At 64.5% G+C, this 25,009-nt stretch carries 18 protein-coding genes and 1 pseudogene; 4 read left to right on the forward strand and 15 right to left on the reverse strand.

The features are described 5' to 3' along the window. Positions 1 to 162: 162 nt before the first annotated feature. Complete coding sequence (locus BUS42_RS29305) at positions 163 to 2,778, forward strand: WD40 repeat domain-containing serine/threonine protein kinase (RefSeq protein ID WP_074312958.1); 2,616 nt, start codon at positions 163 to 165, stop codon at positions 2,776 to 2,778. A gap of 234 nt (positions 2,779 to 3,012) precedes the next feature. Here BUS42_RS29305 and BUS42_RS29310 read toward each other — a convergent pair whose 3' ends face one another. The 5 genes and pseudogenes from BUS42_RS29310 to BUS42_RS29330 all read right to left on the reverse strand — a co-directional run bounded on the left by BUS42_RS29310 (position 3,013) and on the right by BUS42_RS29330 (position 9,961). Beyond that, complete coding sequence (locus BUS42_RS29310; RefSeq protein WP_254053866.1) at positions 3,013 to 5,061, reverse strand: sulfatase; 2,049 nt, start codon at positions 5,059 to 5,061, stop codon at positions 3,013 to 3,015. A 1,070-nt stretch (positions 5,062 to 6,131) separates the two neighbouring features. Continuing rightward, on the reverse strand, positions 6,132 to 6,557 hold the full coding sequence (locus BUS42_RS46730; RefSeq protein ID WP_410001728.1) for a YciI family protein: 426 nt from the start codon (positions 6,555 to 6,557) through the stop codon (positions 6,132 to 6,134). Between the two features lie 108 nt (positions 6,558 to 6,665). After that, positions 6,666 to 7,046: pseudogene (locus BUS42_RS46735) on the reverse strand (YciI family protein); the annotation flags it as partial. A gap of 214 nt (positions 7,047 to 7,260) precedes the next feature. After that, positions 7,261 to 7,710, reverse strand: a complete 450-nt coding sequence (locus tag BUS42_RS29325) for a YciI family protein (RefSeq protein WP_074312962.1) — start codon at positions 7,708 to 7,710, stop codon at positions 7,261 to 7,263. A 703-nt stretch (positions 7,711 to 8,413) separates the two neighbouring features. Further along, positions 8,414 to 9,961, reverse strand: a complete 1,548-nt coding sequence (locus BUS42_RS29330) for a N,N-dimethylformamidase beta subunit family domain-containing protein (protein ID WP_074315468.1) — start codon at positions 9,959 to 9,961, stop codon at positions 8,414 to 8,416. 350 nt (positions 9,962 to 10,311) lie between these two features. Between BUS42_RS29330 and BUS42_RS29335 the strand changes: the two genes are divergently transcribed. The 3 genes from BUS42_RS29335 to BUS42_RS29345 all read left to right on the forward strand — a co-directional run bounded on the left by BUS42_RS29335 (position 10,312) and on the right by BUS42_RS29345 (position 13,313). Then, positions 10,312 to 10,713, forward strand: coding sequence for a VanZ family protein (locus tag BUS42_RS29335; RefSeq protein WP_254053867.1), 402 nt, complete (start codon positions 10,312 to 10,314; stop codon positions 10,711 to 10,713). 147 nt (positions 10,714 to 10,860) lie between these two features. Continuing rightward, positions 10,861 to 11,631, forward strand: coding sequence for a sugar phosphate isomerase/epimerase family protein (locus tag BUS42_RS29340; protein ID WP_074315470.1), 771 nt, complete (start codon positions 10,861 to 10,863; stop codon positions 11,629 to 11,631). A gap of 314 nt (positions 11,632 to 11,945) precedes the next feature. Next, a complete protein-coding gene (locus BUS42_RS29345; protein WP_074304734.1) occupies positions 11,946 to 13,313 on the forward strand; it encodes a transposase in 1,368 nt (455 codons plus the stop codon). A gap of 178 nt (positions 13,314 to 13,491) precedes the next feature. On the opposite strand, the gene BUS42_RS29350 is transcribed toward BUS42_RS29345, so the two are convergent. From BUS42_RS29350 to BUS42_RS29395, 10 genes are all read right to left on the reverse strand, one after another. Further along, on the reverse strand, positions 13,492 to 14,502 hold the full coding sequence (locus BUS42_RS29350) for a DUF1559 domain-containing protein (protein ID WP_074312966.1): 1,011 nt from the start codon (positions 14,500 to 14,502) through the stop codon (positions 13,492 to 13,494). A gap of 185 nt (positions 14,503 to 14,687) precedes the next feature. Then, complete coding sequence (locus tag BUS42_RS29355) at positions 14,688 to 15,029, reverse strand: DUF2946 family protein (protein ID WP_074312968.1); 342 nt, start codon at positions 15,027 to 15,029, stop codon at positions 14,688 to 14,690. Between the two features lie 413 nt (positions 15,030 to 15,442). Then, positions 15,443 to 17,191, reverse strand: a complete 1,749-nt coding sequence (plsY, locus tag BUS42_RS29360; protein ID WP_254053868.1) for a glycerol-3-phosphate 1-O-acyltransferase PlsY — start codon at positions 17,189 to 17,191, stop codon at positions 15,443 to 15,445. An 11-nt stretch (positions 17,192 to 17,202) separates the two neighbouring features. Then, positions 17,203 to 17,964: a sugar phosphate nucleotidyltransferase gene (locus BUS42_RS29365; RefSeq protein ID WP_074312972.1), complete on the reverse strand. Its 762-nt coding sequence runs from the start codon at positions 17,962 to 17,964 to the stop codon at positions 17,203 to 17,205. Between the two features lie 206 nt (positions 17,965 to 18,170). Next, positions 18,171 to 19,394: a glycosyltransferase family 4 protein gene (locus BUS42_RS29370; protein WP_074312974.1), complete on the reverse strand. Its 1,224-nt coding sequence runs from the start codon at positions 19,392 to 19,394 to the stop codon at positions 18,171 to 18,173. A 59-nt stretch (positions 19,395 to 19,453) separates the two neighbouring features. After that, positions 19,454 to 20,299 (reverse strand): lipopolysaccharide kinase InaA family protein, encoded by an 846-nt coding sequence (locus BUS42_RS29375; protein ID WP_074312976.1) that lies wholly within the window; start codon positions 20,297 to 20,299, stop codon positions 19,454 to 19,456. Beyond that, positions 20,296 to 21,933: an ArnT family glycosyltransferase gene (locus BUS42_RS29380; RefSeq protein ID WP_074312978.1), complete on the reverse strand. Its 1,638-nt coding sequence runs from the start codon at positions 21,931 to 21,933 to the stop codon at positions 20,296 to 20,298. Before BUS42_RS29380 ends, BUS42_RS29375 begins: the two co-directional genes overlap by 4 nt. Before the next feature lie 75 nt (positions 21,934 to 22,008). Beyond that, complete coding sequence (locus BUS42_RS29385; protein ID WP_254053869.1) at positions 22,009 to 22,941, reverse strand: NAD-dependent epimerase/dehydratase family protein; 933 nt, start codon at positions 22,939 to 22,941, stop codon at positions 22,009 to 22,011. A gap of 40 nt (positions 22,942 to 22,981) precedes the next feature. Beyond that, positions 22,982 to 24,010, reverse strand: a complete 1,029-nt coding sequence (waaF, locus tag BUS42_RS29390) for a lipopolysaccharide heptosyltransferase II (protein WP_074312980.1) — start codon at positions 24,008 to 24,010, stop codon at positions 22,982 to 22,984. After that, positions 24,007 to 24,975 (reverse strand): GSU2086 family protein, encoded by a 969-nt coding sequence (locus tag BUS42_RS29395; protein WP_074312982.1) that lies wholly within the window; start codon positions 24,973 to 24,975, stop codon positions 24,007 to 24,009. Before BUS42_RS29395 ends, waaF begins: the two co-directional genes overlap by 4 nt. Positions 24,976 to 25,009: the final 34 nt, after the last annotated feature.

Here is a 25,009-nt window from a genome sequence, read left to right on the forward strand (position 1 = left end):
CTGCGCCTCCGAGTCAAACCTCCCTTCCTGTACGGATGCGAACTGACTATCATCGGCAGGCAGGCAAAGCCGGGGGAGGCACGTTTCGTCCCGGTTCGGCGAAACGGTTGCTCCCGAGTCGAATGCCGTTCGACGTCGTCCCGAGCCGGGAGAGACTTGCTAATGGCCGGGCGAGCTGATGCGTCACGCGAGCTGCGTCTTGGGCTCTACGCTCTCGAGAGTGGGGCGATCGACGACGAACAGCTCATCTCGGCCATCCGCGCCTGGACCCGCTCCAGCGACCGGGCCTTGTCCCAGATTCTGGTCAGCCGGGGCTTGCTCGAGCGGGATTCACTCGCCCGGCTGGAAGACCAGGTCACGCGCGATCGCGAACGGTCCCTTGCACCCGCCGGCGAAGCGACCGCCGGCCAACCGCCTGAGCTCGAGCCGGACGCGACCGTCGCCTATGCCGGGCGTTCCTTCGACGAGAAGGACGGCAGCACCGTGCCCGGCGGCTCTCGGTTTCAAATTCTCAAGCCGCACGCCCGCGGCGGCCTCGGTGAAGTCTTTCTCGCCTTTGACGGCGAGTTAAAGCGCTCGGTCGCCCTCAAGGAATTGCAGCCCCGCCGCGCCCATGATCCCGATTCCCAGGCCCGCTTCCTCCTTGAGGCGGAAGTCACCGGCAAGCTGGAACATCCCGGGATCGTGCCGGTCTACAGCCTGGGCCGGTACGCCGACGGCCGCCCCTACTATGCGATGCGGCTCATTGAGGGGGAAACCCTCGGGGCGGCGATCGAGCGGCTTCACCGCATGGGGGCAAGCGCGGCCAAGGCCGCCGACCGGACACTCGCGTTCCGGCGGCTCTTACGAAGCGTGATCGATATCTGCAACGCCGTGGCCTATGCCCACAGTCGAGGAGTCGTTCACCGCGACCTCAAGCCCGACAACATCATGCTTGGTCCGTTCGGCGAGACCCTCGTCGTGGATTGGGGCATCGCCAAGTCTTCGTTCGCCGACACCCGGAACCATCCCGGCGAATCCGCGGCGACGCTGGTTGCTTCGGCGGACGTGTCGATGACTCAGCCCGGCTCAGTGATCGGGACCCCCCGGTACATGAGCCCTGAACAGGCGGCGGGCGACCTCGAACGCGTTGGGCCGGCGAGCGACATCTACAGTCTGGGGGCGATCCTCTACTGTCTACTTGTGGGACATGCCCCGTTCGGGGACGGCGACCTGGCGAGCGTGCTGGATCGGGTGCGCCGAGGGATTTTCCCCGCCCCGCGCCGGGTGCTTCGGTCGGTCGACCCGACGCTGGAAGCCGTCTGTTTGAAAGCGATGGCTCTGGACCCCGCCGAGCGTCACGCCTCGGCCCTCGACCTGGCCAACGAGCTCGAAGCCTGGCAGGCGGACGTCCGCTATCGCGGCGAACAGGAGCAGGCCCTGAGCCAGGTCAAGGGCTCGTTGACCCGGCTCTGTCTCGAGCGGGCGCACCAGGCTTTCGGCCGCGACGCTCACGCCGAGGGAATGCTTTGGCTTGCCCGTGCGCTGGAGAATGCCCCCGCCGACCCTCCCGAACTCCAGCGTCTGATTCGCACCAGCCTGTGCGGCTGGCACTCGGGGGGGAAGCTGCTGGAACGGACACTTCGCCACGCCGAGGAAGTTCATGCCCTGGCCTTTTGCCCCGACGCTCGAAAGCTTGCGACCGGGGGCGCGGGCCAGAACGCCATCCTCTGGGACATTTCGACCGGCTCGCGCCTTTCCTCGTCGCTGCAACACCAAGGCGCGGTTCGCGCCCTGGCGTTCCACCCGGATGGGGCGTCGGTCGCCACGGCCGGCGACGACGGCATGGTCCGGCGCTGGGATGCCGTCACCGGCAAGCCGCTTGGCGATCCGCTTCGCATCGGAGGATCGATCGCCGCGCTGAGCTTCAGCCTCGACGGTTCGAAGCTCGCCGTGACTGCGACCGGGACCGGGACCGGGGGCGCGGGTCAAGCGATTCTCTGGGACCTCACGACTGGCCTTCCGCTCCGCGAGCCGGGGCAGAGCGAGTGGCGGGCCCTGGCCGTCGCGTTTTCCCCGGACGGCAAGACCCTCGCGGTGGCGTGTGAGGACGGCCTGGTTCATCGGCTGGAGGTGGCGACCGGTCGGTCGACCGGAACGCCCCTCGAGCATGGTGCGGCCGTCCCGGTTCTCGCGTTCGACCCAGGCGGACAGATGCTGCTTTCTGCCTGCCTTGATGGAACCGCCCGGCTCTGGGATCTATCCACGCGGGTCGTCACCGTGACGTTGCCCCATCAGGGAGCGGTCCACTCCGTCGGGTTTCGGCCCGATGGAGACGCGTTTGCAACGGCCTGCGAAGACGGGACCGCGCGGCTCTGGGAGACTCGCACCGGGCGACCGATCGGCGAACCGCTTTCTCACCGGGCGCGGGTCACCTGCCTTGCGTTCCGACCGGACGGGACGATGCTGGCCACGGGCAGTCCCGACGGCACGATCCGGCTCTGGTGCGCGGCCAGCGGCCTGCCGATCGGCCCTCCGTTGGCCCAGGGCGGAGCCGTTCGAGTGCTGGTCTTCAGCCAAGACGGCCGCCGACTTGCAGCGGGTGGCTCCGACGCGACGGTGCGGTGCTGGAAGGTTCCGAACCCCGTCGAAGGCGTCCCCGAACGCGTCTCCTGCTGGGTTCGCGTCACGACCGAGCTCGAGTTCGACTCCGGCGACGCGATCCGCCGGATGGACGGTCCCACAAGCTGGGAGTGCCGCCGCCGCTTGACCGACCTGGGGGGACCACCGCTTCGGTAATAAAAAGTTCAGGTTTTAACCACGAATAACACGAATGACACGAATCATTTGAAATTAAAATTGTTGAAGAATTTAAATTATTAAATTAATCTTAAATTGCTGCTCTTTTTTATTCGTGTCATTCGAGTTATTCGTGGTTGAAAATTTTTCTGTATTGTGCTCGAACCCGTCTCTGGGAGGCGAGAGGGGCGAGTGAATGCCCTGCTCTGTTCGGTGTTGTCTACGAACAGAAGTTCACCAGGGTGGGGTGAGGCGATTCAAGGCGGCACGGAACCGGTCGAGGGGGCCACGAGAGCCTTGAGAAGGGGCCAGGTCGACCGCCTCGCTTGGGTCATTCCGGAGGTCGTAGTATTCCTCGTGTCCGTCGCCATGGCGATGGTAGACCTGGTCGTCGGTGACGACGGCACGCATCAGGTCGGTGGCTCCGGGGTGGTAGCGGAGCGAGACGGGCCGATCCTGGTCGGGCGAGAACTCCGCGAGGGCGGCCCCCTCGACCACTCGATCGGGCGCGGATTCGGAGTCCACTGACGGAGGGAGGAAGGAACGCCCGGGAAACGGGGCCCTGGCCTGCGGGATTCCGACGAGGTCGACGAGCGTCGCCGGGAGGTCACGCAGGCTGACGGCCCCGGGGACGACGGTTTTGGCCGGGAGCCGATTGGGGGCGATGACGATTAATGGGACATGGATCTCCGGCTGATAAACGCTCTGCCGGTGGCCCACGATCGGGTAGCCGTTGTGGTTGTGTTCGCCAAAGTGTTCGCCGTGGTCGGAGGTGACGACGATCACGGTGTCTTCGAGTCGGCCGAGTCGACCGAGCTCGGCGACCAGCCGGCCGATCTGACCGTCCAGATAGGCGAGGCAGTCGTCGTAGGAGTCGCGGGCGAGCCGCAGCTCTTCCGCGGTCCGTTGACGAGGCACTTCGCCGATCCAGTCCCGCAGGGCCCGGCGCTCGGTCAGCGTGGCAGGGCGACGGCTGAAGGGGTGAGCCGCACCGCTGGGGACGAGGTAAGGGTCGTGGGCGTCAAGATAGTTGAGGAAGACGAAGTAGGGGCGGTCGCCCTGGTTCGCGATCCAGCTCAGGGCCGCCTGGTTGATCTCCGCGGCCCCCTTTCGATGGTGCGATAACTCGAGCGGATGGCTCGCCTCGCGGCCGGCCGCCGTCCAGAGCTGATCCAGGAGCGGCTCGAGCCGCCGGCAGATCAGCCAGCCGAGCGCGGAGCTGCGGAGAGTCTCCAGGGGCGAGACGACGAAATCCTCGTAGTGCCCGAAACCCCGGCTCAAGCCGTACTCGGCCGTGCAGAAGACCGTGTTGGCGGCGAATCCGGCGGTCGCATATCCCTGGCGGCCGAGATACTCCGCCAGCGTGGGGTAACGCGTGTCGAGCGCCCGGTCCGGGCCGACGGACAATTCCCAGGGCCATCGACCTGTAAACATGCTTGCGTGCGATGTCAGGGTCCACGGTGATGTCGCGATCGCCCGCTCGAACCGAACGCCCTGGTCGGCCAGGCGTGCCAGGTTCGGCGTGGTGTTGCGCGGGGAGCCGTTGAGGTTCGTGGCATCGGCGCGGACCGTATCCATCACGACCAGAAGCACGTTCGGAGCGCCCGGCCGGGCCGCTTTGTGGGACGAACCGCTTCGTGCCGCCCACCCATCCCGGCCGGACGCGATTGCCCCCAGGGCCACCAGGGCCAGGCCGAGCGGTGGCAGGCTCGCTCGGACCATGCGTCGAAAACGTCCGCGGTGGGCCTGGATCGTCGGTGCGATCCAACAGGCGAGGCCCGCCCCAAGCATCAGGGAGCAGCTCGCCCAGAGCCCGGGGACAGCCAGCAACGGTGTCGTCAGCGCGAGAGTGCAAAGCAGCCAGGCGGCGAGGAGACCGCCCCCCTTCGGAAACGGACGAACCAGGATCGTCAGGAAGAGGCCGACGGCCCCGAAGAGGACCAGGTTGGCCACCGGAATCATCCAGAGGGCATGCGGACTCTTCCGGAATAGGCCGTGCTGGGTCAGGTGGACGCGAGCGAGGAACAGGCCGAGCTCGACGAACCCGACCACCAGTCCCGCCCATGCCGCCGCGATCACCAACGCCAGCGGGTTCGCGGGCGCTCGTCCACTGCCGACGTCTTCAACGGGGCGCGGAGTTGCTCCTGCTGATGGCTCCATGGTCGCTTCTCCAACCCGGCGCTGGGTCTGCCCCGATCCGCCTGGGATGATTCGGGGCGCGTACCCTGGTCGCCCGTCCCGAGCGCCGTCGACGCCCTCGGTTTTGGTCAGGATCGATTTCATGAGCGCTCGCCTCGCAGGATGACTGCGCAGAGCGGCTCAGCGGCGGACCGGAATGCGGTACGTCGCGGGAACAAGGGCGCACAAGGGGACGTCCCCCAACCCGAGGGCGAGGTCGGAGCATCCTACGATTTGCTCGGGAAAAGGACGCCGATGCGGGAAGTCTTAGCGCTCTCGTACGACGATGGAGCGCCTCCGTCTGGTCCGGGGCGAGCCACGAAGGCGGAACCCCCGCGCATCCCCTCAACGCTCGGAGCGGGCGTGGTCCCGGCTCCCGGGCGATCCAACCATCCCGCCTGGTCTTCTAACTCCGGCCACGGAGCTTGATTGCGAACGCTCTGGTCGCGGCTCGCGCCGTCGCCAGGACGAGGCCCATGAGGGCGGCGATGGTGGAGGCCAGAGGGAGGGTCGTCTCAGGCCCAAAATAGGCGAATATGACATCGCGCATGGTGATTAAAACGCCTTTGTCCTTGGATTCATCGGGACCACGCGGCCATTGGGGTATGGTCGAAGCGGGGATTCGGCCGGCCGGCTCGGCGTGGGAGTCAGGAACGTACACAACCGCGAAGCTCAAAAAAGGACGGCCTTCACGCAAAAACGCGCTGTGGTGTTGTCATTCTTGGACCCGTGCCGGGCATGTCTGCTGTTCGTTATTCCAAGTCGGCGTCATTTTGACTCCGATGGACTTAAGATTCCCGATAAGATCTTTCGAAAGTGCACTCCACCCCAGGTTGCAGCGGCTGTGGACCGATGGCAACCGGGAGTGGAGTTGGACCTGATTGGGATTGCGAGACACCCGACATGCAGGGTGGGAACCGTACATCGGCGATCGGGGCCGGCCCTGTTGCAACCGCTTTCGCTCAGGTCTTGAACTGGAGCGGCTTACCGTCGGGTGGCGCGGGTCTTCTGATGCGAACTTCCCGCTTCTGCCAGTTGCTTTGGGACTGGCAAAGGCGTCAGGGCCTTGCTGGTGAGTGTTCCCGCGGACGGGTTGGCGACGTCAAGATGAAGCGACCGCTCTCAACCCACTCCCGTTCGCACGTGAAACGAAAGACGCTGCCTCGCGACGATGGCTACTTGCTGGATTGGCGGATCTGTTCACGCATCCGCTCTTCGGCTTCCCGGAGTTCGGGCGTGAACTCCGCGCCGAAGTCCGACGCCTGGAACACCTGACGGGCCTCGCTCTCGCCGTCGCCGTGGATTTTCAGGCCGCGTTTGGCCCATTCGATGGCCTCTTCCTTCGAGTCCACCTGAACGATCACGTAGCCGCAGATCAGCTCTTTCGTCTCGGCGAATGGCCCATCGGTTACGATGCGTTTCCCTTGGGAGAACTGGACGCGTGCGCCTTTGGAACTGGGCTGGAGCCCCTCGCCATTGATCAGGACGCCGGCCGCCGCCATTGCCCCCATCGCTTTCCCCATTTCGTCGAAGACCTTCTTGTCCGGCAAGATCCCCGCCTCGGTGTTCTTGTCGGCCTTGAACATCATCATGTAACGCAGCTTCGGTTTGCCATCCGGTGTCGGCGGCTGAATTTCCGGACCGGTTGCACCGGGGTTCCCTCCGGGGGCGTCCGATTCCTGCCCCGCCTCCCCAGACTCGAAAAAGTCCGGCGGGAAGTCGGAGAACTCGGTCACCTGGCGAATCTCGATCTGGCCGGTTCCGCCGGTCGTCGCCGAGGGGCCGTCGGCATCGAAGGGGACGCGCTTGGCCCATTCGATCGCCTCTTCCATTGACTTGGCCTCGATCATCCAGAAGCCGGCAATCAGCTCATTCGTCTCGGCGAACGGCCCGTCGGTCACCGTGAGCTTGCCGGCCGTGTTGTGGATCCGGAAACCTTTCGAACTCGGGTGCAGTCCCTCGCCCGCGAGCAAGGCGCCGGCCTTCACCAGTTCCTCGTTATACTTGCCCATGGCGGTCAGGATCTTTTCGTCCGGCATCACGCCCGCTTCGGTCTGGGCATCGCTTTTGATCAACATCATGAATCGCATGCGCGTCTCGCATTCTGGTTGATGGTTGGGATCGAGGCGTTCCGACGTTCTCAGGCGGCTGAACCCTGGCTCTACAGAAACGTCGAACGGGGAATCGTGGAATCGACGTGGCGACCGAACTTTTTTTTCGGCCGTGAAAATGCTCCCGATCGATTCGATCCGGGTGGGGACTCCCCGCGGCTTCAGGACGAGCTTCACGGATCCAAAACGGCGACTACGGCTTCGCTCCCGATGGCTTGCCGGATTGGAGAAGCTGGTCGCGCATCCGCTCCTCGGCTTCTCTGAGTTCGGGAGTGAACTCGGCGCCGAAGTCCGAGGCCTCGAAGACCTGACGAAGCTCGAGCTCGACCGCTCCGTCACCGTCGAGAGCCGGCCATCGCTTGACCCACTCGAGTGCTTCCTCCTTCGACTTCACCTCAATCATCGTGAAACCGGCGATCAACTCCTTCGTCTCGGCGAACGGCCCGTCGACCACGGTCGGCTTCCCGCCCGAGAACTTGATACGAGCGCCCTTGGAGCTGGGCTGGAGCCCTTCGCCGGCGAGCATCACGCCTGCTTTCACGAGTTCTTCGTTGTATTTGACCATGGCGGTCAGGAGTTCCTCGCTCGGGAGCACGCCTGCCTCGGTTTGCTTGTCGGCCTTACGGATGATCATGAACCGCATCGTGTACTTCCTTTCTGAATTGGGCTTCCGGGCGATTCGACCGTCTCACCTCCCGGGTTCTACCATCACGTCGAACGCGGGGGAGTGAGATCGACAGGCTCCGTCATTTTTTTTTCGGAAGTCTTGGAATGGCGTGGCACGGTCTTGGCTTAAGCTGTTCCGTTGGTGAGGCTTAGGCGAATCCGTCGTCATCCGCTTCCGTGCGAGGGGCCTTGGCCTCGTCGTTGATCCGACGGTCCCGTAGGGTCCGCGATTGCGGACCATCTTCGGTTGCGGCCTCGTTGGAGCCGAGGTCCGCAATGATGACCCATCGCGGATGGCCCGCAATCGCGGACCCTACAAATGCGGACTTCCGCGACGTCAAAACCGCAATGGGACCACGAGAGAAGCGAAGAGAGCAAGGGATGGTGGGTTGTGCCTACCCTGCGGGGGAGATTGTGTTTAGAACTGGATATTCTTTGTTAATTCATCGTAGTTTTATGATGAAATCGGTGGAGTATTGACTTTTTACGCTGCTTGAGATTTGCCAGTTGACGGGACGACCGTCTGCCTCAACTTCTGGCTCCGGACGGTCGTCCCTTCGGTGCATGCGCGATGGGGATCTTACTTGTCTAACCCCTTATCAAGGGTTCACTCCTGTGCGGTGAGCGGACGACCGTTTCGGGGGCGCCGCGAACCGAACCGTGCTCCAGGCCCTGCCGAATTAAGCCAGGGCCCGCTTCAAGAGGTTGTGCGTGATCTGTTGAACGCGTGCGTCGGGACCGTGCGGCCGGCTCCAGTGCGACCAGGGCAGCACGTGTCCTGGCGGTGTGCTCAGGCCTTGGGCCCAGAAGATCGTTGCGGCGTTGAAGACAAAGTTCCCTTTGGGCCCGGGATAGAGGGTCGCGGTCCACTGCTGCGGATTCACGCCTCCTTGCCAGGCCGTGCCCGCGGCGACGATCTCCAGGCCGGGAATGGCGGCGGGCTCGCCGTGATACTCCCAGCCGATCAGGCCGGGAATGCTGTCCCCTTGCTTGACGTTGGTCCCGGCAAACATCCAGTGGTCGGGCTTGGCGATGATCCAGTCCCCTCCTCCGTTCACGGGATCGACGTTTCGCGCGCCCATCAGCAGCCCCTCGTCAGGTCCGTGATGCGGGAACGGACCGTGGTCGCGTTCTCGACCCACCGCGTAGGCGTTCTCCGCGCCGTACGGGCCGCCGCGGAAGATGATCCGGTTCGGCTCCCCGGCACTGCTGTCACGATAGGGCGTGACCCAGCAGATGGCGTTGCCCGACAAGAAGAGCAAGTTGACCCCTTCGTCCCGCAGCTTCTCGACGCTCCGGAACTGGCGGATGTCCCAGTACTCGTCATGCCCGACGCTGAGGAAGGCCTTGCACTTGAGGCCGCGGTCGGGGCTCAGCATGTCGCTGTTCGAGCAGTAGGCGACGTCATACCCGTGCTGCTCCAGCCAGTAGGCGAGCGGAAACTCGAAGGGCAGGAACTCGCCCGACCCGACGGTCAGCGGGTCGTTCACGACCCCTTGATGCTGCGCTTCACGGCCATAGGGGCGGTCGAAGCTGACGTCGGCCCAGGGACCTTGCACCCCTTTGGGATGGGTGTAGATCGAGTACTTGTTCGGCCAGGAGTTATAGGCCTGCCAGGTGTTGTCAGAGCACTGGAACAGGATATCGGCGGGTCGGTCGTCGCGCACGATGAACACGACGTAGCTCTGCCAGTACGCTTCCCCCGCTTCGGGAACCGTGGTCAGGCGGCCGAGATAGACGCCGCTCAGCCAGTCACCGGGAATTTTGAGGCGGGTGCTCGACTCCCAACGGCATTCGTGCAGGTTCTTTTCCGCGGGCTGAGGGGTGGGTTGCGCAACCCCTTCCAAGGGGCCGATCGTCTTGACCAGACGCGCGCCTCGGCCTCCGTAGTAGCCCATCCGGAAGATCTCGAGGCGGAACTTCCGCGCCGGCTTGGTGGAGACGAAGATCTCGATCTCGTCTCCCGCCTGGACGCTCTGCTTCGAGCAAAACCCCTCGATCCAGGGGGAACGGAAGCCGTCGCCATCGACGCGGACCCGCGTCAGTTGCCAATCCAAGGCGCCTTCCCGCTGATTCTCGGCGACGATCCGATTCTCTTTGTCATTCTCGGCTCGCTCATCAGCGTTTGACTCGCGTGCGGCACCGGCTGCCGAGCTCAACGCTCCGGCGGCGATTGCGCCTCGCAAAAAATCGCGGCGTGGGAGAGACAATTCGTCGGGGGTTGACATGGCGGGGAAAACCTCGGCGGTGGGAGGAACGAAGGCAAGCCTGAGCATTGTAGCCGCAACAGGATGGGTCTGTTAAGAACCTATCGCGGCCGGTTGTTCTGTTCCGGCAGACTACCAACGCTGACGGGAAATAGGCTCCCTGGGCGGGTTGGAAACGCGTTGATTTCACGAACCAGGGCTCATCTGTCCGGTTGGTCGAGGAGAACACGATGAGTTAGAATGTTCTCGATCGCGAAGTGAAGTTGCTCGAGCCTGGCGAGCCGGGGGCGTCGTGATTTGCCGCTGGTGCGTGAGCGAAGTGTTGTAGCGAAGTGTTGTTTGGAATCATTTTCAGTAAAAGGTTGGTGTTTATGCGTAGGATTGCTGCATTAGTTTGGACATCGTTACTCTTGGTGGCCTGCCTGATTCCCAGTTACTTGCTGCGAGTGAACGAGAGCCAGGTCCACGTCGGGATCTCGCATGCTGATAAACTGGTTCATGCTTTCCTGTTCGCCGGTTTTGGATTTTTGTGGATTCTGGCGGCTCCCTCTCGCCGGGGCTTGATCGGTGTGCTCGTCGTCGGCATCCTGCTCGCGGCCTTGACCGAGATCGGCCAGGGCTTGCCGATCATCGGCCGGGATACGGATCCGCTCGACGGCTTGGCCGATGTTGTGGGACTGCTGATCGGTCTCATCGTCGGTCTCGGAGGAGTACGCGCGCTGAACGGATGGCGGATGAGACTGGAAGTGGGACCGCTCGAAGAAGTCGCATAGTGCCGTTTTCCCGGTTCGCGGCAACATCGTCAACTCGGCGACCTGGCTTGCATCTCAAAAGTGGACTCTGGTTAACCGGCGGCCGTAGTGCTAGAACCACAACGAATCCGGTGAAGCGACCTCACTCCAACCTTTGGGATGTTTTCCATGCAGCTCGGAACCATCACCTACAACATTGCCAAGGACTGGGATCTTCCGACTCTCTTGAAACGGCTGGCTGCGCTGCATTACGAAGGAGTCGAGCTCCGCACGACCCATGCCCACAAAGTCGAGGTCGGCCTCAATAAGGACGAGCGCAAAGCCGTCAAGAAAATGTTCGCGGATTCGCCGGTGGCGCTGGCAGGGCTGGGGAGTGCCTTCGAGTACCAAGCGGTCGATCCCGAGGTGGTCCGCAAGAACGTCGAAGGGACGAAGGAGTACGTCCAGCTCGCGCACGACCTCGGCTCACCCGGCGTGAAGGTTCGCCCCAACGGGATTCCCAAGGGGGCCGACCTGGATGCGACCTTGAGGCGGATCGGTCGCGCCTTGCACGAGGTCGGCGAGTATGCCGAAGGATTCGGCGTCGAGATCCGCGTCGAGGTCCACGGCGCAATCACCCAACTCGTCCCCAACCTCGCCAAGATTATCGCTTATGCCGATCATTCTAATGTCTACGTTTGCTGGAATTCGAATCCAACCGATGTTGTGAACGGTTCGATTCGCGAGAACTTCGCCCTGGTCGCTCCCAAGATCCGCGAGGTCCATCTCCGCGACCTGTTCGACGAGGCCTATCCCTGGACCGAACTCTTCGCGCTCCTGACCGCCCAGAAGTATGACGGCTTCAACTTGGCCGAAATCCCGGAAAGCAGTGACCCGGAACGAGTCTTGCGCTACTTTCGGGCCCTCTGGCTGGCCTATCAGCCTCAGGCGAAATCCTGATCGACCGACCCTTGAATCGTCAGATTCTCAGGTGAGCGGGGAGCAAGACACTCCCCGCTCTCCTTTAAGCCGTTGGTCTCGGTTTTCTTTGATTTTCTGATGGGTGCCAGCGGGGACGCAAAGGCCGTCGGGTGCCACGCAACGTCAGTAACTCGGCGTCGTCAACAACGGATGTAACTCTCACCGGACCAGAGAATTACTGCCGCTCCGTGGCTGCGGTTCGTTCGAGAGAAGGGGGGGCAAAAAATCGCCGTTCTTCGTCATGATGGGTGCGGCTAGCAACCGGCACTCACCTGGATTGAGGAAGAACGGCGATGAAGGCAGCTCGGACGCTGCAAGGCTTGCAGCAACCGCAGTCGTTGATCGGCTATGTCCGACAGTTTCTCACCCCGACGGTCTGGAAGCAAGCCCGAGGGGTTGTTCCTCAAAGGCGGTCGGCGCCGCGGTGGGATCTCCAGCCACTGGTCGTGGTCATGCTCGCCATGACCTGGGCCACCGGCGACTCCGAGTCCGAGAGGTTTGAGAAGGCCCGGGGATACTACGTCGCCTGCCATGAGTCGCGAAGACGCCCGGGAAAGACCCTCGTCGGCTTCCAGAAAGCGATGCGACGCGTCCCCATGCGACAACTCAGGGCGTTGGCCGCGGGGGTTCGGCAACAGATCCACGCCCGACTGGGGTCGCGGCGGATTGTCGACGGCTTCGAGCCGATGGGCTGCGACGGCTCGCGGATCGAGTGCCCCCGCACCCCCGAGTTGGAACGGGGACTCGGGCAGGCCGGCAAGAACGACGCGGCCCCCAACGTCTGGCTGACGGCGTTCGTCCACTTGCCCACGGGACTGCTTTGGTCGTGGCGACTCGGCCCGGGCACCGCGGCCGAGCAAGAGCATTTGAGGCACTTGCTCGCCACCCTCTCGCCCGAGGCCCTGATCGTCTGCGACGCCGCTTATATGGGCTTCGATCTGGTCCGGGCGATCCTCGGTGTCAAGCGATCGTTCCTGTTCCGGATGTCGTCGCGGGTCGACCTCTACACCCTCGAAGTGGCGAACCTGGAGGATTGGACCGAAGGCCCTGTCTTGTACTGGCCGAACTATGTCCAGAAGAAAGGGGAAGCGCCGATCCAATGCCGCTTGATCCGGATCCCGGCCAAGGGCAAGGGTAAGGGGTCGGTCAAACGCGACGTCTGGCTCCTGACCGACGTCCTCGACCCAGCCCGGATGTCGGCGGCGACGGCCGCCAAATTCTACCGCTGGAGATGGCGTAATGAAGGACTATTTCGCACATACAAGCGTATAATCAATAAATTGAAACTCGCTAGCCGCACGGTGGCCTTGGTGCATCGCGAGGCCGAGTTGTCACTGCTGGCCACGCAGATCCTCCTGGCGCATGCCGACCTGGCGCTTCGGCCGGCGTCGGCGTCGGCGACCGATGGCCCAGTGATCAGCCCCCGCAAAGTTCTGATCGAGATCCGCAAGGAGATCGACGCGGCCGTGAAACCCAAGGCCAAGTGTTACCACAAGCGACTCGCGGGCTGCCGCGCCGGGTGCCGGAAGCAGAAGAGCCCGAAAGCCACACGCAAGTGGCCTCGTCGCAAACCGCATAAGCCGCCGAAACCGCCTGTGCTCCACACCCTGACTCAGGAACAGAAAGCCTTGCTAAACAAGCACATGAGTGCAGTAGGATGAGGCATCAGTAATCGACGTTGGGTGCCACGGGTTGTACTCAACCTGTGAGCGATTGCCTATGTTTTTGGCTCACGGGTTGAGTACAACCCGTGGCACCCAAGGCTTGTGCAACATTCAATGTTGTGGAAGACTATTTTTCGCTTAGGTGTACTGCTGTTCTCGCGTCGGCGGATTTTGGTTACAACGCATCGGCCGAGATGACTTCGCCCCCCGCCCGTGTCGCCAGGGCACGCCAGGTGGCCAGGTTGATGGAGTCCTTGACGAACCGGACGCCGCCGTCGCCGTTGAGCGTCAAGACCCCGCCGGGGTGTGGCCCGCGCGCACTCAGCCAGCCGATGCCGTGGCCGTAGACATCGGCGGTTTTGCTGTTGGGGGGAAGGTAGGCGTTGAACCCCACCATCGCCTCGGTCCCGACGATCCAGGCTGCGCCTCGTGTGCCGCTCCAGGAAGTGGCACCTGCCGCTAACGGGGTGAGGTCAGGGTTGTTCATCGCGGGGGTATAGCCCCCCGGGGCGACCTTGGATGGGCTGACCTGCGACGCGATGTTGGCGATCTGGCGATCGCGGCGCATCGGGGTTGGACCGGTCGTGTCCTGGCCGAGGCCGAGGAGGCATTGCGAGAGGAACATGGTGTTGGTCGTTCCGTCCGTGATGTCGGCGATCCGGGTGGCTGAGTTGTTCCAGAAAACGCCGTCGGTCGGGTATCGCATGTCGTAATACGTGCCTGTGCCTGACCCGGCGTTCGCGATGTAGCCCGTGCCGGCCGTCGCGGCGCTGAAGTAATAGTTGGGGTAGAACGGCGGCTGGCCGTCGCTGGGACAGAGGAAGGCCGCGACCACGGTGGCGGCCGAGGTCGTCTGTGCGGGGACGAACGAAAAGACCGGAGGAGTGGTGGTCACCGCCAGGTTAAAATTCATGGTGTTCAGGATGGCGGCCTGTTCCATGAACGGAAGAATCCTGGCGAAGACCGAGAACCCGGTGCCGGTTGAGCCGCCATGGCTCGGAAAGACGCTGTGGGTGCTCTCATAGTTGTGCAGAGCCAGCCCCATCTGCTTCAGGTTGTTGGTGCTCGCGACCCGCCGGGCTGCCTCACGGGCCGCCTGCACGGCGGGGAGCAACAGCGCAATCATGACCGCGATGATCGCGATCACAACCAGCAGTTCGATCAAAGTAAAAGCGCGACGTCGCATGAGAATCGCTCGTTAGATAAAACTGTGAAAGAGTGGGGTATGATGATGGAATAGACGTGGTCGCTCGCGCTGCGCGTGCGTTATCGCCGGGCGCACCGGTACCGGGGCTTGCGCTAGGGATGGCAAGTCGGTGTCGAGTGCACCTCACGATGCGGTGCTCAACGCGGCGCGAGAGAGGGCCGGTATTAGCGTGGCGGCGCACGGGGCCGGGTCGAGAGCGGAGCGTTGACGATCGAGACGACCGGAGCCTTGTCGACTTCCCTCGCCAGGACGAGGACCGCACCCGCGACCACAAATTGCGCGGTCGGGATCTGGCCCTGGCTGAGGAAATCACAGAGTGGGCAGGAGTGGGAGAGGCTGAGGCTGGCAGCCTGGTCACCCGGTTCGTGGTCAGACCCGAGCACGGCGATGTGGACTGAACGATCGACGAGGCTGTGAAGAAATGAGGACCCGCCGAGCGCAATCGTCCCGTAGCTCAGCGAGAGGAGAACCGCGAGTCGTGTGAGACTGCCACGGTGAATGACCAAGATACTTCGTCCCCGATGCGATGGAACGTTTCCCCAGAGAAAGCTTCACGTTCGCGAACGATGCCGCGACAATGAGAGTCCTCTTCTCCTCAGGGAGAGTGCCGCACCGGGCCATTTAGTTCCTCGGGGAACCCTTTGTCAGAACGGGTTGGCGCAAGAACGAGGCCGTGGTCGCCGTTCGGAGACAACCACGGCCTTCGGGATGTCCAAGTGTTCTGAAATGCAATTCTGTAGAGTAATCCCAGTGGATCGGAAACCGCCCCCTCCCCCCCCTGGGACCGCGGGCGTCCCGCCCGCTCTTAACTGGATTTAAATTATTGAATTATTGAATTGAAACAAATTGAATTGCGGGCGGGACGCCCGCGGTCCCAGGGGGGGAGGGAGAGGGTTGTCGGCTCACCGGAACGGCTCGATTACCGTCGGCGCCCCAGGTGCTCTGAGGCAGCGACATGCTCATGCTTGCCGATGTTTTCGGGGCGATCGCGAACTGCGATCAGATGGATGCTTCCGGACCGGGTCGCCACGGCGAGCAAGCCTCGTTCAGGGGAGAACGCCAGGCCCATCGGGCGGGCGACGCCCAGGTTCAACGAGCCGGCCCGCAACGGGAATTCGCCCAGGAGCCGGCGCGTGGCGGCGTCGATGAGTGTCAGGCCCGCGCCCTGGGGCAGGATGCAGGCGATGCACCCGCCGCGAGTGGCCACGGTCTTGGGCCAGGGGATGACGACGGCGTCGCGGTCCGGCGTGGTCGCCGTCAGGATCGAGTCGTCCTTGCTCTCGGTCAGGTGCGGGGCCTCGCTCTGCTCAAGGTTGGACCGACTGATGAGCGCTGGCCGTTCGCGGTTCGCCAGGTCGACGGCGGCGATCTGGTTCGAGCCGAGCAGGGTCACGGCCGCATAATTTCCGCTTGCCGACAGCTTGATTCGAGCGGGGTCGTCGCCGGGCTGGTCGAACTCGAGGCGGCCGACGACCTGGGGAGGCGTGGCGCCAAGGTCGAACACTTCGAGCGCGGGGGCGGGCCGTTTCGGGTCGCCCTCCCCCCGACCGGAGGTTAAAACCAGGGCATGGCGACCGTCGGCCGTGACGATCAGGTCGTCCGGGTACATCCCGGCGGGGACGGGCTGGCCGACCGGCTCGCCTTGAAGGTCGAACGCCCGCCACCAGCCTGGCTTGACGTGCCGTTCGTCGCCCGACGGCCGGACCAGCACGTAGAGGCGATCTCGGGTGGTCCAGACCGCGACGGGCTTGCCCTCGAGCTCGAGGTCGCGGGCCACCTCGAGTTGCTCGGCCTTGGTCACGTGGTAGAGGACCACCCGATTGTAGCGCGGGCAGGTGACGGCCAAAAGCTTGCCGTGATCGGCATAGGCTAATCGTTCGGTGCGCTGATGACCGGTGCCGACGCGTTCGACCTCGGTCAAATCATAGGGCTGAAGACGCAGCTCCGAACGGCGGTTCGCCTGGGCGGCGAGCCCGTAGATCGCGCCCGCTCCGACCAGGGCCAGGATCGGGATGAGAACCCAGGCGACTCGACCGGAAGGGTGCTTTTTGCGGAACGAGACTTTCGGCTCGGTCCCCTGTTTGATCCGGACGATGTTCTTGCGATGCCGCACGACGAGGAGGCTGAACAACCCGATCGTCACGACGCTCATGGCGAGATGCTCCTGATTCCAGGGGTCATCGACCCGGCCGAAGTAGACGGCCAGGAAGACCAGGCCTCCAAGCATCGACGAGAACGACACAAACCGAGTCACGACCAACGCCAGCACGAACCCAACAAACGCCGCCAGGCTCGCCACCCAGTTGAGCGCGAGCAATGCGCCCAGGCTGGTGGCGACCCCTTTCCCCCCCTTGAATTTCAAATAGATGGGAAAGTTGTGCCCCATGATCGTCGCCAGGGCCACGAAGACGCCGAGCTGCGGCACCGCGTGCCCGGTGAAGCGGGCGACGGCCATCGGGAACAGGTACGTCGGCAGGAACCCTTTGGCGAGGTCGAGCAAGAACACGTAGACGAAAAAGCGGAACCCGAGCACGCGGCCCACGTTGGTGGCGCCGATGTTGCCCGAGCCCACCGTGCGGATGTCGACCCCGCGCGCCCAGAGCGCCGTGAGGTAGCCGAACGGGATCGCGCCGATCAGGTAGGCGACCGGGATTGTCAGAATGGCCAAGGAGGTCGAGTTCACTGGTCGCGTCCGATCTTCAGCTTTGGCTTTTCCATGTCGCCCAGGAAGGCGGCCCTGCGCGACTCGAAGATTTCGTTGGCCGTGGCGTAGTCGTCATGCCGCCCGATGTCGAGCCAGTAGCAGTCTTGCCGGAAGCAATGCACGGGAGACCCTTGTTTCCGCATCGATTCGAGCAGGTTGGGCATCGGCAACGGCTCGCCGGGAACGAGCAGGTCCCACGCGGACGGGTCGAGGATGTAGACGCCCATGCTGACCTGGAACGAATATTCCGGCTTCTCACGGTAGCCGGTCAAGACGTGCGCGTCATCGGCGTCGTCGAACTCGAGGACGCCGAAGTCGATCCGGACCTCTCGCGGGTAAGACGCGACCGTCGCGGCCGCTCCCCGCTCGCGGTGGAATTCGTACATGGCGCCATAATCCAAAGTTGTAAGAATGTCCCCATTGATCACGAGCACCGGCTCGGTGGGCCGTTCGAGCAGGGTCAGACCCCCCGCGGTACCGAGCGGCGTGACCTCACGGCGGTAGTCGAGCCGGGTGCCGAACTTCTTGCCGTTGCCGCAGAAGGCCTCGATCAGTTCGGTCAGGTAACCGGTGATGATCGTGACGTCGCTGAAGCCGAAGCGGGCGAGTTGGCGAAGCACCACCTCGATGATCGGCATCGGATCATCTTCGCCCAGGGGCATCAGCGGCTTGGGGAACACGTGAGTGAACGGGCGGAGCCGCGTCCCCTTGCCACCCGCGAGGAGGACCGCTTGCATTGTGAGAGGCTCCTATCAAAATAAGGGCAGATCACTACAAGAGAATTCGGATCCATTCGTCCCGTCTTGTAGGGTGGGCACGGCCCACCATCTTTTTTTCGGTTCTCGCTCCCAAGCAGGCGTAGAGGAGTTGGTCACGCCCTGCCCTGCTCTCCCAGGCCTCTTCCCTGGTGGGCCGTGCCCACCCTACGAAAAAAAGGGTGGCCTTATCGGCGCGCTTTCTTTGCGGTGGCTCGATTGCCGTGCGGTGTCCGTCGGGTTCTCGACCCGGCGACATCCTCGAAAACCTGGACCAAGCGACTGACATGCTTGTCGAACGATTGCTCGAGACCCAGTTGCATGGCACGCTCCGACATCAATTGGCGACCGGCGTCGTCGGTCATGCGGTCGATGGCGCCGATCATCTCGCCGAGGGCGTCGGGGGCCGTCAGGATGTAGCCTTCGCGGCCGTCGGTCATGACCTCGCCGGCCCCGTTGCACGAGGTCGTGATCACGGGGAGTCCGCACGCCAGGGCCTCGAAGACGACGAGCGAACAGGGGTCGTAATAGGTTGGCAGCACGAAGAAGTCGCTCGCCCAGAAGCAAGGGCGGATGTCGGGGGTGTACCCTAGCCAGTGAACGGTATCGGCCAGGTCGAGGTTGTTGGCCATGCGGCGGAACCGCGCGACCTTGCCGCCTCCACAGACGAGCAAGTGGACCGGGCGGCCTTGGGGATCGAGTCGCTTTCGCTCGGCCAACGCCTTCAGGAGTGGCTCGAGCCCCTTGAGCGCGAAGTTATGGCCGACGAACAGGGCAACCAGGTCGTTCGGCGCCAGGCCGACCTTGTTGCGGAAGGCGCAGCGGTTGGCCGCGGGGTGATCGACCTGCAAGCGACCGGCGTCGATGGCATTCGGGATCACATGAACGCGCGATCGCGGCAGATGGTGGTACTCTTGGAGATGCTCCTTGACCATGTTGCTGACGGCGATCACGCGCACCTGGCGCTGGGGATCGTATTGCTTCTGTTCGATCGCCTCATAGGTCCAGAACTTAGGATTGGCGAGCTTGCCCAGGCGGTAGAGCGAGCGTTTGAAGCCGGCGGGGAACCGCTTGGCGTTTGCTTCGAGGCTTCCCCGATGAACTCCCCCTTGGGGAATGATGACGTCGTGGTGCCAGGTGTTGATCAGGCCGACCGTGCAGTCGTGCGACGCCTCGCTGAGCGCCTTCTCCGAGTTCTTTGCGAAGCTGCGGATTCGTCCGGTGCGGGTCCGTCCGTCCGCTGCGACCGGGATGCAATTCACCTCGGGCGGAAGCGCTCCCTCACGCCATGACTCGGCGTAGAGGTCGACCTCGTGCCCTAACTGGATGAGGTGCTGGCAGAGATCGACGACGTAGGTCTCGGCTCCGCCTCGCGTCGGGTCGACCCTCTGGAAATTCAGGGCCAAACGCATCGTTCTATGTCCCCCAGACACCGGCCATTGATTCGGTTTGGATTCAAGAGCGCCCGTATTTACGAATTATTATGAGAGAAATACCGCTCGGCCTTGATTCGGATCATTCGTGCCTGCCAGCCAGGTCGCCGCAGTTTAAGCCTGCGGCGGTAGAGTACCCAGAACCTCATCACATCGCGGTCGTTGATCCCAGGCACTCCACGCGTCGAGAAGAGCAGTTGACCGAGGTCCTTCCACCGCCAGCGGTCGGGCCAGAGCCGGTGCTCCTGGGTGCGGTGAAGGTCGATCAGGGTCAGGCTTGGCAACGGGTCCGGAGCCGGTTCCATCGCGACGAAGAAGTGGCAGAGGTAGAGGTCTTTATGGAACACGTTCGCCCCGTGCAGGGTGGCGACGATCCGGGCCATCTCGGCGATGACGCTCCGTTTCCAGGCCGCGAGCCTCGCGGGCGTGTGGGCCGCCACCAAGTCAGGCATGGCTTCGTTGAGTGCGAGGCAGCCGGTCAGCTCGGCGATCATCAGGAAACTTTTCAGCGTTCCCCAAGGGCCGATCTGCTCGCCGGCCGCGACCACCTCGGGGACGGCGATGCCGAGTGCCCGGACTCGTTCGAGGTGGGCCCATTCGGCCGCCGCGGGGGTGTGCTTCCCGTTGGGGTGGATCAAGGCGCCGAGTCGCGCCGGCCAGGGGAGTTGGTAGTGCCGCTTCAGGTAGACCGGGAGCGGCCCTGACGGGGCATGGAAGACGACCCGGGCCGTCGATCGACCCTGCTTGGCGTGGAGGCGATCGCGGCTCTCCAGATCCATCACCGTCGCTTCGAGATCGGCCGGAAAGGCCGCGCGGTGGCGTTCGGCGAACCAGGACCAGACGGTGCCTCGAACGAGTCGTTTCCAGAGCGTGCCGTGACTCATCGCCGAATGCCCTCCCAGGACGCGGGCCGGCGATAGCGGTAGACCCTGACCCCTGCCCCTCCATGTCCATCCTGCCGCTCGGGGAACTCCACGACCGGATCGGCCGCATAGGCGAGCACCGCCCTGAGCGTCGCGGCGCGGCGGCTCTCGGCCTCCAACTCGCCGGTCCCGACGACCACGTAGCGCAACTGCGAATCGGTAAAGGCCTGGCGGACGTGCCAGTAGTCGTAGCTCCGCCGGCCCGAGACGAAGGCGGCCCAGCCGCGCGTGTCGAGCACCGCGTCCGCCGGGTCCGTGTGAGCGGCCAGCCAGCGGCCGGCGGCCCAGTGTCCCCACCGGCTCGGATGAATCGGCTTCGATTGGAGCCTGACTCCGGCCGTGACCAGGGTCAGCACGGCGACAGCGCCGGCGATTCGCGCGAACCGAGGACTCCACCGGAGCTTCACGGCGATGCCACGCATGCAGACGAACGTGCCGGCGGCCGCCCATGGGATCGACGCCGCCACAAGTGTCAGTGTGTGACGATCGGAGAGATAACCCATCTTGAACGCGTGCCGGAACAGGACGAGACTGAACAAGGCCAGGTAAACGGCGATGAGCCGAGGCCCCCATTGCGGCGGACTCGGTTCACCATCAGGCGTTGGCTGGTGCTCTTGGTTCGGCGCACAGAGCTGCCGAATGAACCGAGCGCGGGCGACCCCCCAAACAGCGAAGACCGCGAACAGCCCGCAGAGGCATTCCGCCCACTGCAGGCCGAGTCTCACCACGATTCCCGGCGCGGTTGCGATCGCCGGTTCTTCCGACTCCTCCTTGGGAGCGAAGTCCCACCGAGGGTCGTTCAAGCCTGGCGGCAGCCATTGTTTGGCGCGGCGAACTTGCGGCTTCCGCGGTCCCATGCCCATGGCCTGTCTCAAGGCCAGCTTTTCCGAGACCTCTCCCTTGAGCAGAGCGTACGCGCCGACGATCACGAGGAAGGAGAGGCCGAGTGCGGGCAATCGAGCCAGTGCGATCCGCGTCCGAGGCCGAGGAAGCGTGGCCACTCCGACTCCGCTGCGCGTGATCCAGGTCAGGGCGACGGCGAGCGGAACGACGAGGACCTCGGGCCTGGCCAGGAATCCGAGCCCGGCGACGAGTCCACAGCCCAAGGGGGCCTTCCAGCCGCTCGAACGGAGGCTGATCTCGCCCAGCCAGAGTGCGAGAAGCGCGGCGAACAGGGCCAGACTGTCGCTCAGGGTATCGTGACCGATCGCCGCGGGGAGCGGCAGCACGACGTAGATCAGGACCGCCACCCAGGCGATCCGAGCGTCGAACAGGGTGCGAGTCAGCCCGTAGAGGGGAATCAGCAAGGCGAGTGAGGCCAGCGCGGCCACCGCTTGCGCGGCGATCCGCCAGGTGTTGGGCCCCTTCCCGTTGATCGCGGCGACGAACGGTTCGCCCAGCGCGACGAGGGCGGGATAGAGCGGGTGCTGGTCGGACCCTCGGACCACGTCGATCCAGGGTTTGCTCTGGAAATCGCGAGCGGTCCGGAGGAATTTCAGGCCGTCCTGGGCGGGCAGCACCGACCGGGCGATGCCGGTGATGTGCAAAGCGGCCGCCAGCAGGACTAGCGCGAGCAGAGAGCGGCGGCCAGACATCGAGCGAGTTCCTCCTTGAACCCGAACGGCGCGGCACGATCCATCGTCCGCGGGCCGCATAATACGTCCAGGTGTTCACACGGTCAATGGCAACCGAGGCCGCGCCCGCACCTCGTTCCAGAGGTCTTCCAGGCTCGCTTCCCAGGAGATTTCCGGGCCCCAGCCGGTGTGCTCCACGATCCGCCGGATGTCGGCGCGGGAGTCGCCGGGGCCGGCGCTGGCGGCGCGATCAGGATCGCTCGTCACCCGAACCCGCTCCCCGCTCAGCCGGTGGAGCCGCTCGAGTCCGTCCCCCACCCGCTGCGACTTGCCGGTCCCGACATGATAGACGAGCCCAGGTCGACCGTGCCGAGCCAGCGCGATCAAGGCGCGGGCGACGTCGCGGACGTCCACGAAGTCGCGCCTCGTGTCGAGACAACCGACGCTCAACTCTTCGACCGAGGGGTCGCTGAATTGGGCGGCGAACCGACCCAACGACTGGGATTCGGGCGTTCCCGGGCCGATCGGGTTGAAGATCCGCGCGACCATGACCTCGACCGGTGGTCGCGCTGCCAGTCCGGCGCAAGTGGCCAGCCACTTGCTCAGCCCGTAGGGCGTCTCCGGCCGGCAGGGATGGCTTTCGCCGACGGGAAGCTCGTGCTCGTCCACCGGTCCGAGTTCGGCCGCCGAACCGGCCAGGATCAGGCGGACGGGGCGTCTGCGTTCGCGGAGCGTGTCGAGCAGCAGGGCCGTGGCCACGCTGTTGGCGTTGTAGAGGTCCGCCGCGGACGCTGGCGGTGTCTTGCCGGCGAGGTGGTAGATGATCGACGGGTTTGCCTGCTCGATCGCCGCTCGGAGACTTTCCAGGTTCGTCAGGTCGGCCTGGAGGAACGATTCCGCCGGCCAATCGGCGGGACGGCGTCGGCCGATCGTCACCAACCGCCCGCACGAGTCCGGGGATCCGCGCAGCGCGTCGCGAAGCGGCCGGCCGAGAAATCCGCTGGCTCCCGTCACCAGGGAGACTGGCATGCGTGCCTCGTCCATTGGTAGTTGCACCCCTTTTTGCCCGTTACAGGAACCGTTTGGCGGCGGCGAAGACCCGGTCGGGGGTCAGGTCGCGCATGCAGCGGTGATGGCCGAGGGGGCACGTCGGTCGCTGGCAAGGACCGCAAGGGACGGGGTGGAAGAGATGGGCCGCGTGCGGATGATAGGTGCGCGTCCAGGCGATGTGCGTCGGTCCGAACAGGGTCAGGACCGGGACGTTGAACGCGGCGGCGAAGTGGCGAGGGCCCGAGTCGGTCGTGATCAAGAGGGTTGAGCGCTTGACGCAGGCCTTGCTCAGGCCGATGCTCAACGTCTCGTCGGCCAGGCTCAGCACATCGGGGTGGTCGGCCTTGGCCGCGATCTCGCGGGCGGCCTCCCGTTCACTGGGCCCGCAAACGGCGAGAACCTTCGCACCCGACTCGAGAGCGAGCCGGCGCGCCAGGATCCCGAAGTATTCGGTGGGCCAACTTTTCGCCGGACCGTAGGCCCCGCCCGTATTGAGGGTGACGACAGGCGCGCCGCGGCTCAATCCCAGCCGCGACCAGGCGAGGTCGGCGGCCGCCTCGTCGGCTTCGGTCGTGAACAGCTCGGTCCGCAGCGAATCGACCCGACAGTCCAGGCGACGGACGATGTCCAGGTACGACTCGACGATCGGGACCGGCAGCCGTTTGCCCTTCGCATCGACGGGGGTTGAGAGCCGATCGGTCAGGAGGAATGCCCGACCTCCTCGGCCATAGCCGATCCGCCGTTGAGCGCCCGAGAGCCAGGCGACCAGCGCGGAGCGAAACGAGCCGGGGAGCAGAACGGCCAGGTCGAGCCTCAAGGCGCGGAGCTGGCGAACGACGGCGCGGGTTCGGACGTTGGGGTCGCTCGACCTCGGATCGAAGTGAATGAGCTCGTCGAACCAGGGGGAACCGCCGAGCGTTGGCGCGACGTGGGGCTTGATCAGGCCCACCAGGTGAGCGTCGGCGAAGCTCCGTCTCAAGGCACGGATGGCGGGCGTGGCCATGACCGTGTCGCCGATCAGGTTCGGGCAGAAGACGGCGATCTTCATGGGTGGCCATTCACGCTCGGGGCCGCCACCGGCGCCGCGAGTCGCGTGGCGACGGCGGCGTGGAGCAAGGGGATCATCAACTCGTGGTGCCCGGTCAGGGCGATCCCTTGGGCGCCCGGACGCTGCAAGACGTTGAGCAGGCCGCGATATTGCTGGTTGAAGTCGAGGTTCGCGGTCGTCAGGCCATCGAGCGAGCGGCCGAGATTCCGCACGATCGAGACCGCCTTCAAAAAGACCTCGGGCAAGACGACCGCACTGCCGAGGTTGAGCCAGACGCCGCCGGCAAGTTGGGCGACCAGGTTCGTGAGGAGCCGGAAGTCGTCGAGGGTGGCTTTGCCCAGGGCGGCGCCGTCGAGCTGAGGGGTCATGTGAACGATATCGGTCCCGATCGCCACGTGGACCGTAAGCGGGATCCCCTTGCGCCGCGCCGCGACGAGCAGGCTCGCGTTCAAGCCCGGACCGCCCCGTTCGAGGATCACGTCCGCGAGCGCGGCGCCGAGGCCGCACCCTTGCGCGGCTGCGCGATCGCAGGCCCAGGCATAGAGGTCGGACGTCTCGCGGGCGAAGCCGAAGGTCCCCGCCATCAGCCGGGGACCGACGTCTTCGCTCGTCTTGCCCGCGATCGCTAGCTCGAGGTCATGAATCGCGGCCGAGCCGTTCAGGGCCAGGCCGGCGAGCACTCCCCGCTCGACCCAGTCGATCAAATAAGGGGCGCACCCCGTCTTGACGACATGCCCCCCGAGGGCCGCCACCACGGGGCGCCCTGCCTCGTGGGCGGTGACGATCGCGTCGCGCAGTGCCTTCAGCCCCTTCGCGGCCAGTTGATTCGGCAGGCCGTCGAGCCAATCAGCGATCGTCGCTCCGGGCGCGACCGGTCGTCCCAGGTCGCTGAGCTGGACCTTGCTCGGCCGCTCCGACAACGCTTCAAAGCGCAGCTCGTTCAGGTCGACGGAGTCGAGATCCATAAAGGGAATCCTTTCCCGGAAGGAGATTCGGCAA

Origin of the sequence: Singulisphaera sp. GP187 (assembly GCF_900129635.1) — a bacterium.
Classification (GTDB): Bacteria; Planctomycetota; Planctomycetia; order Isosphaerales; family Isosphaeraceae; genus Singulisphaera.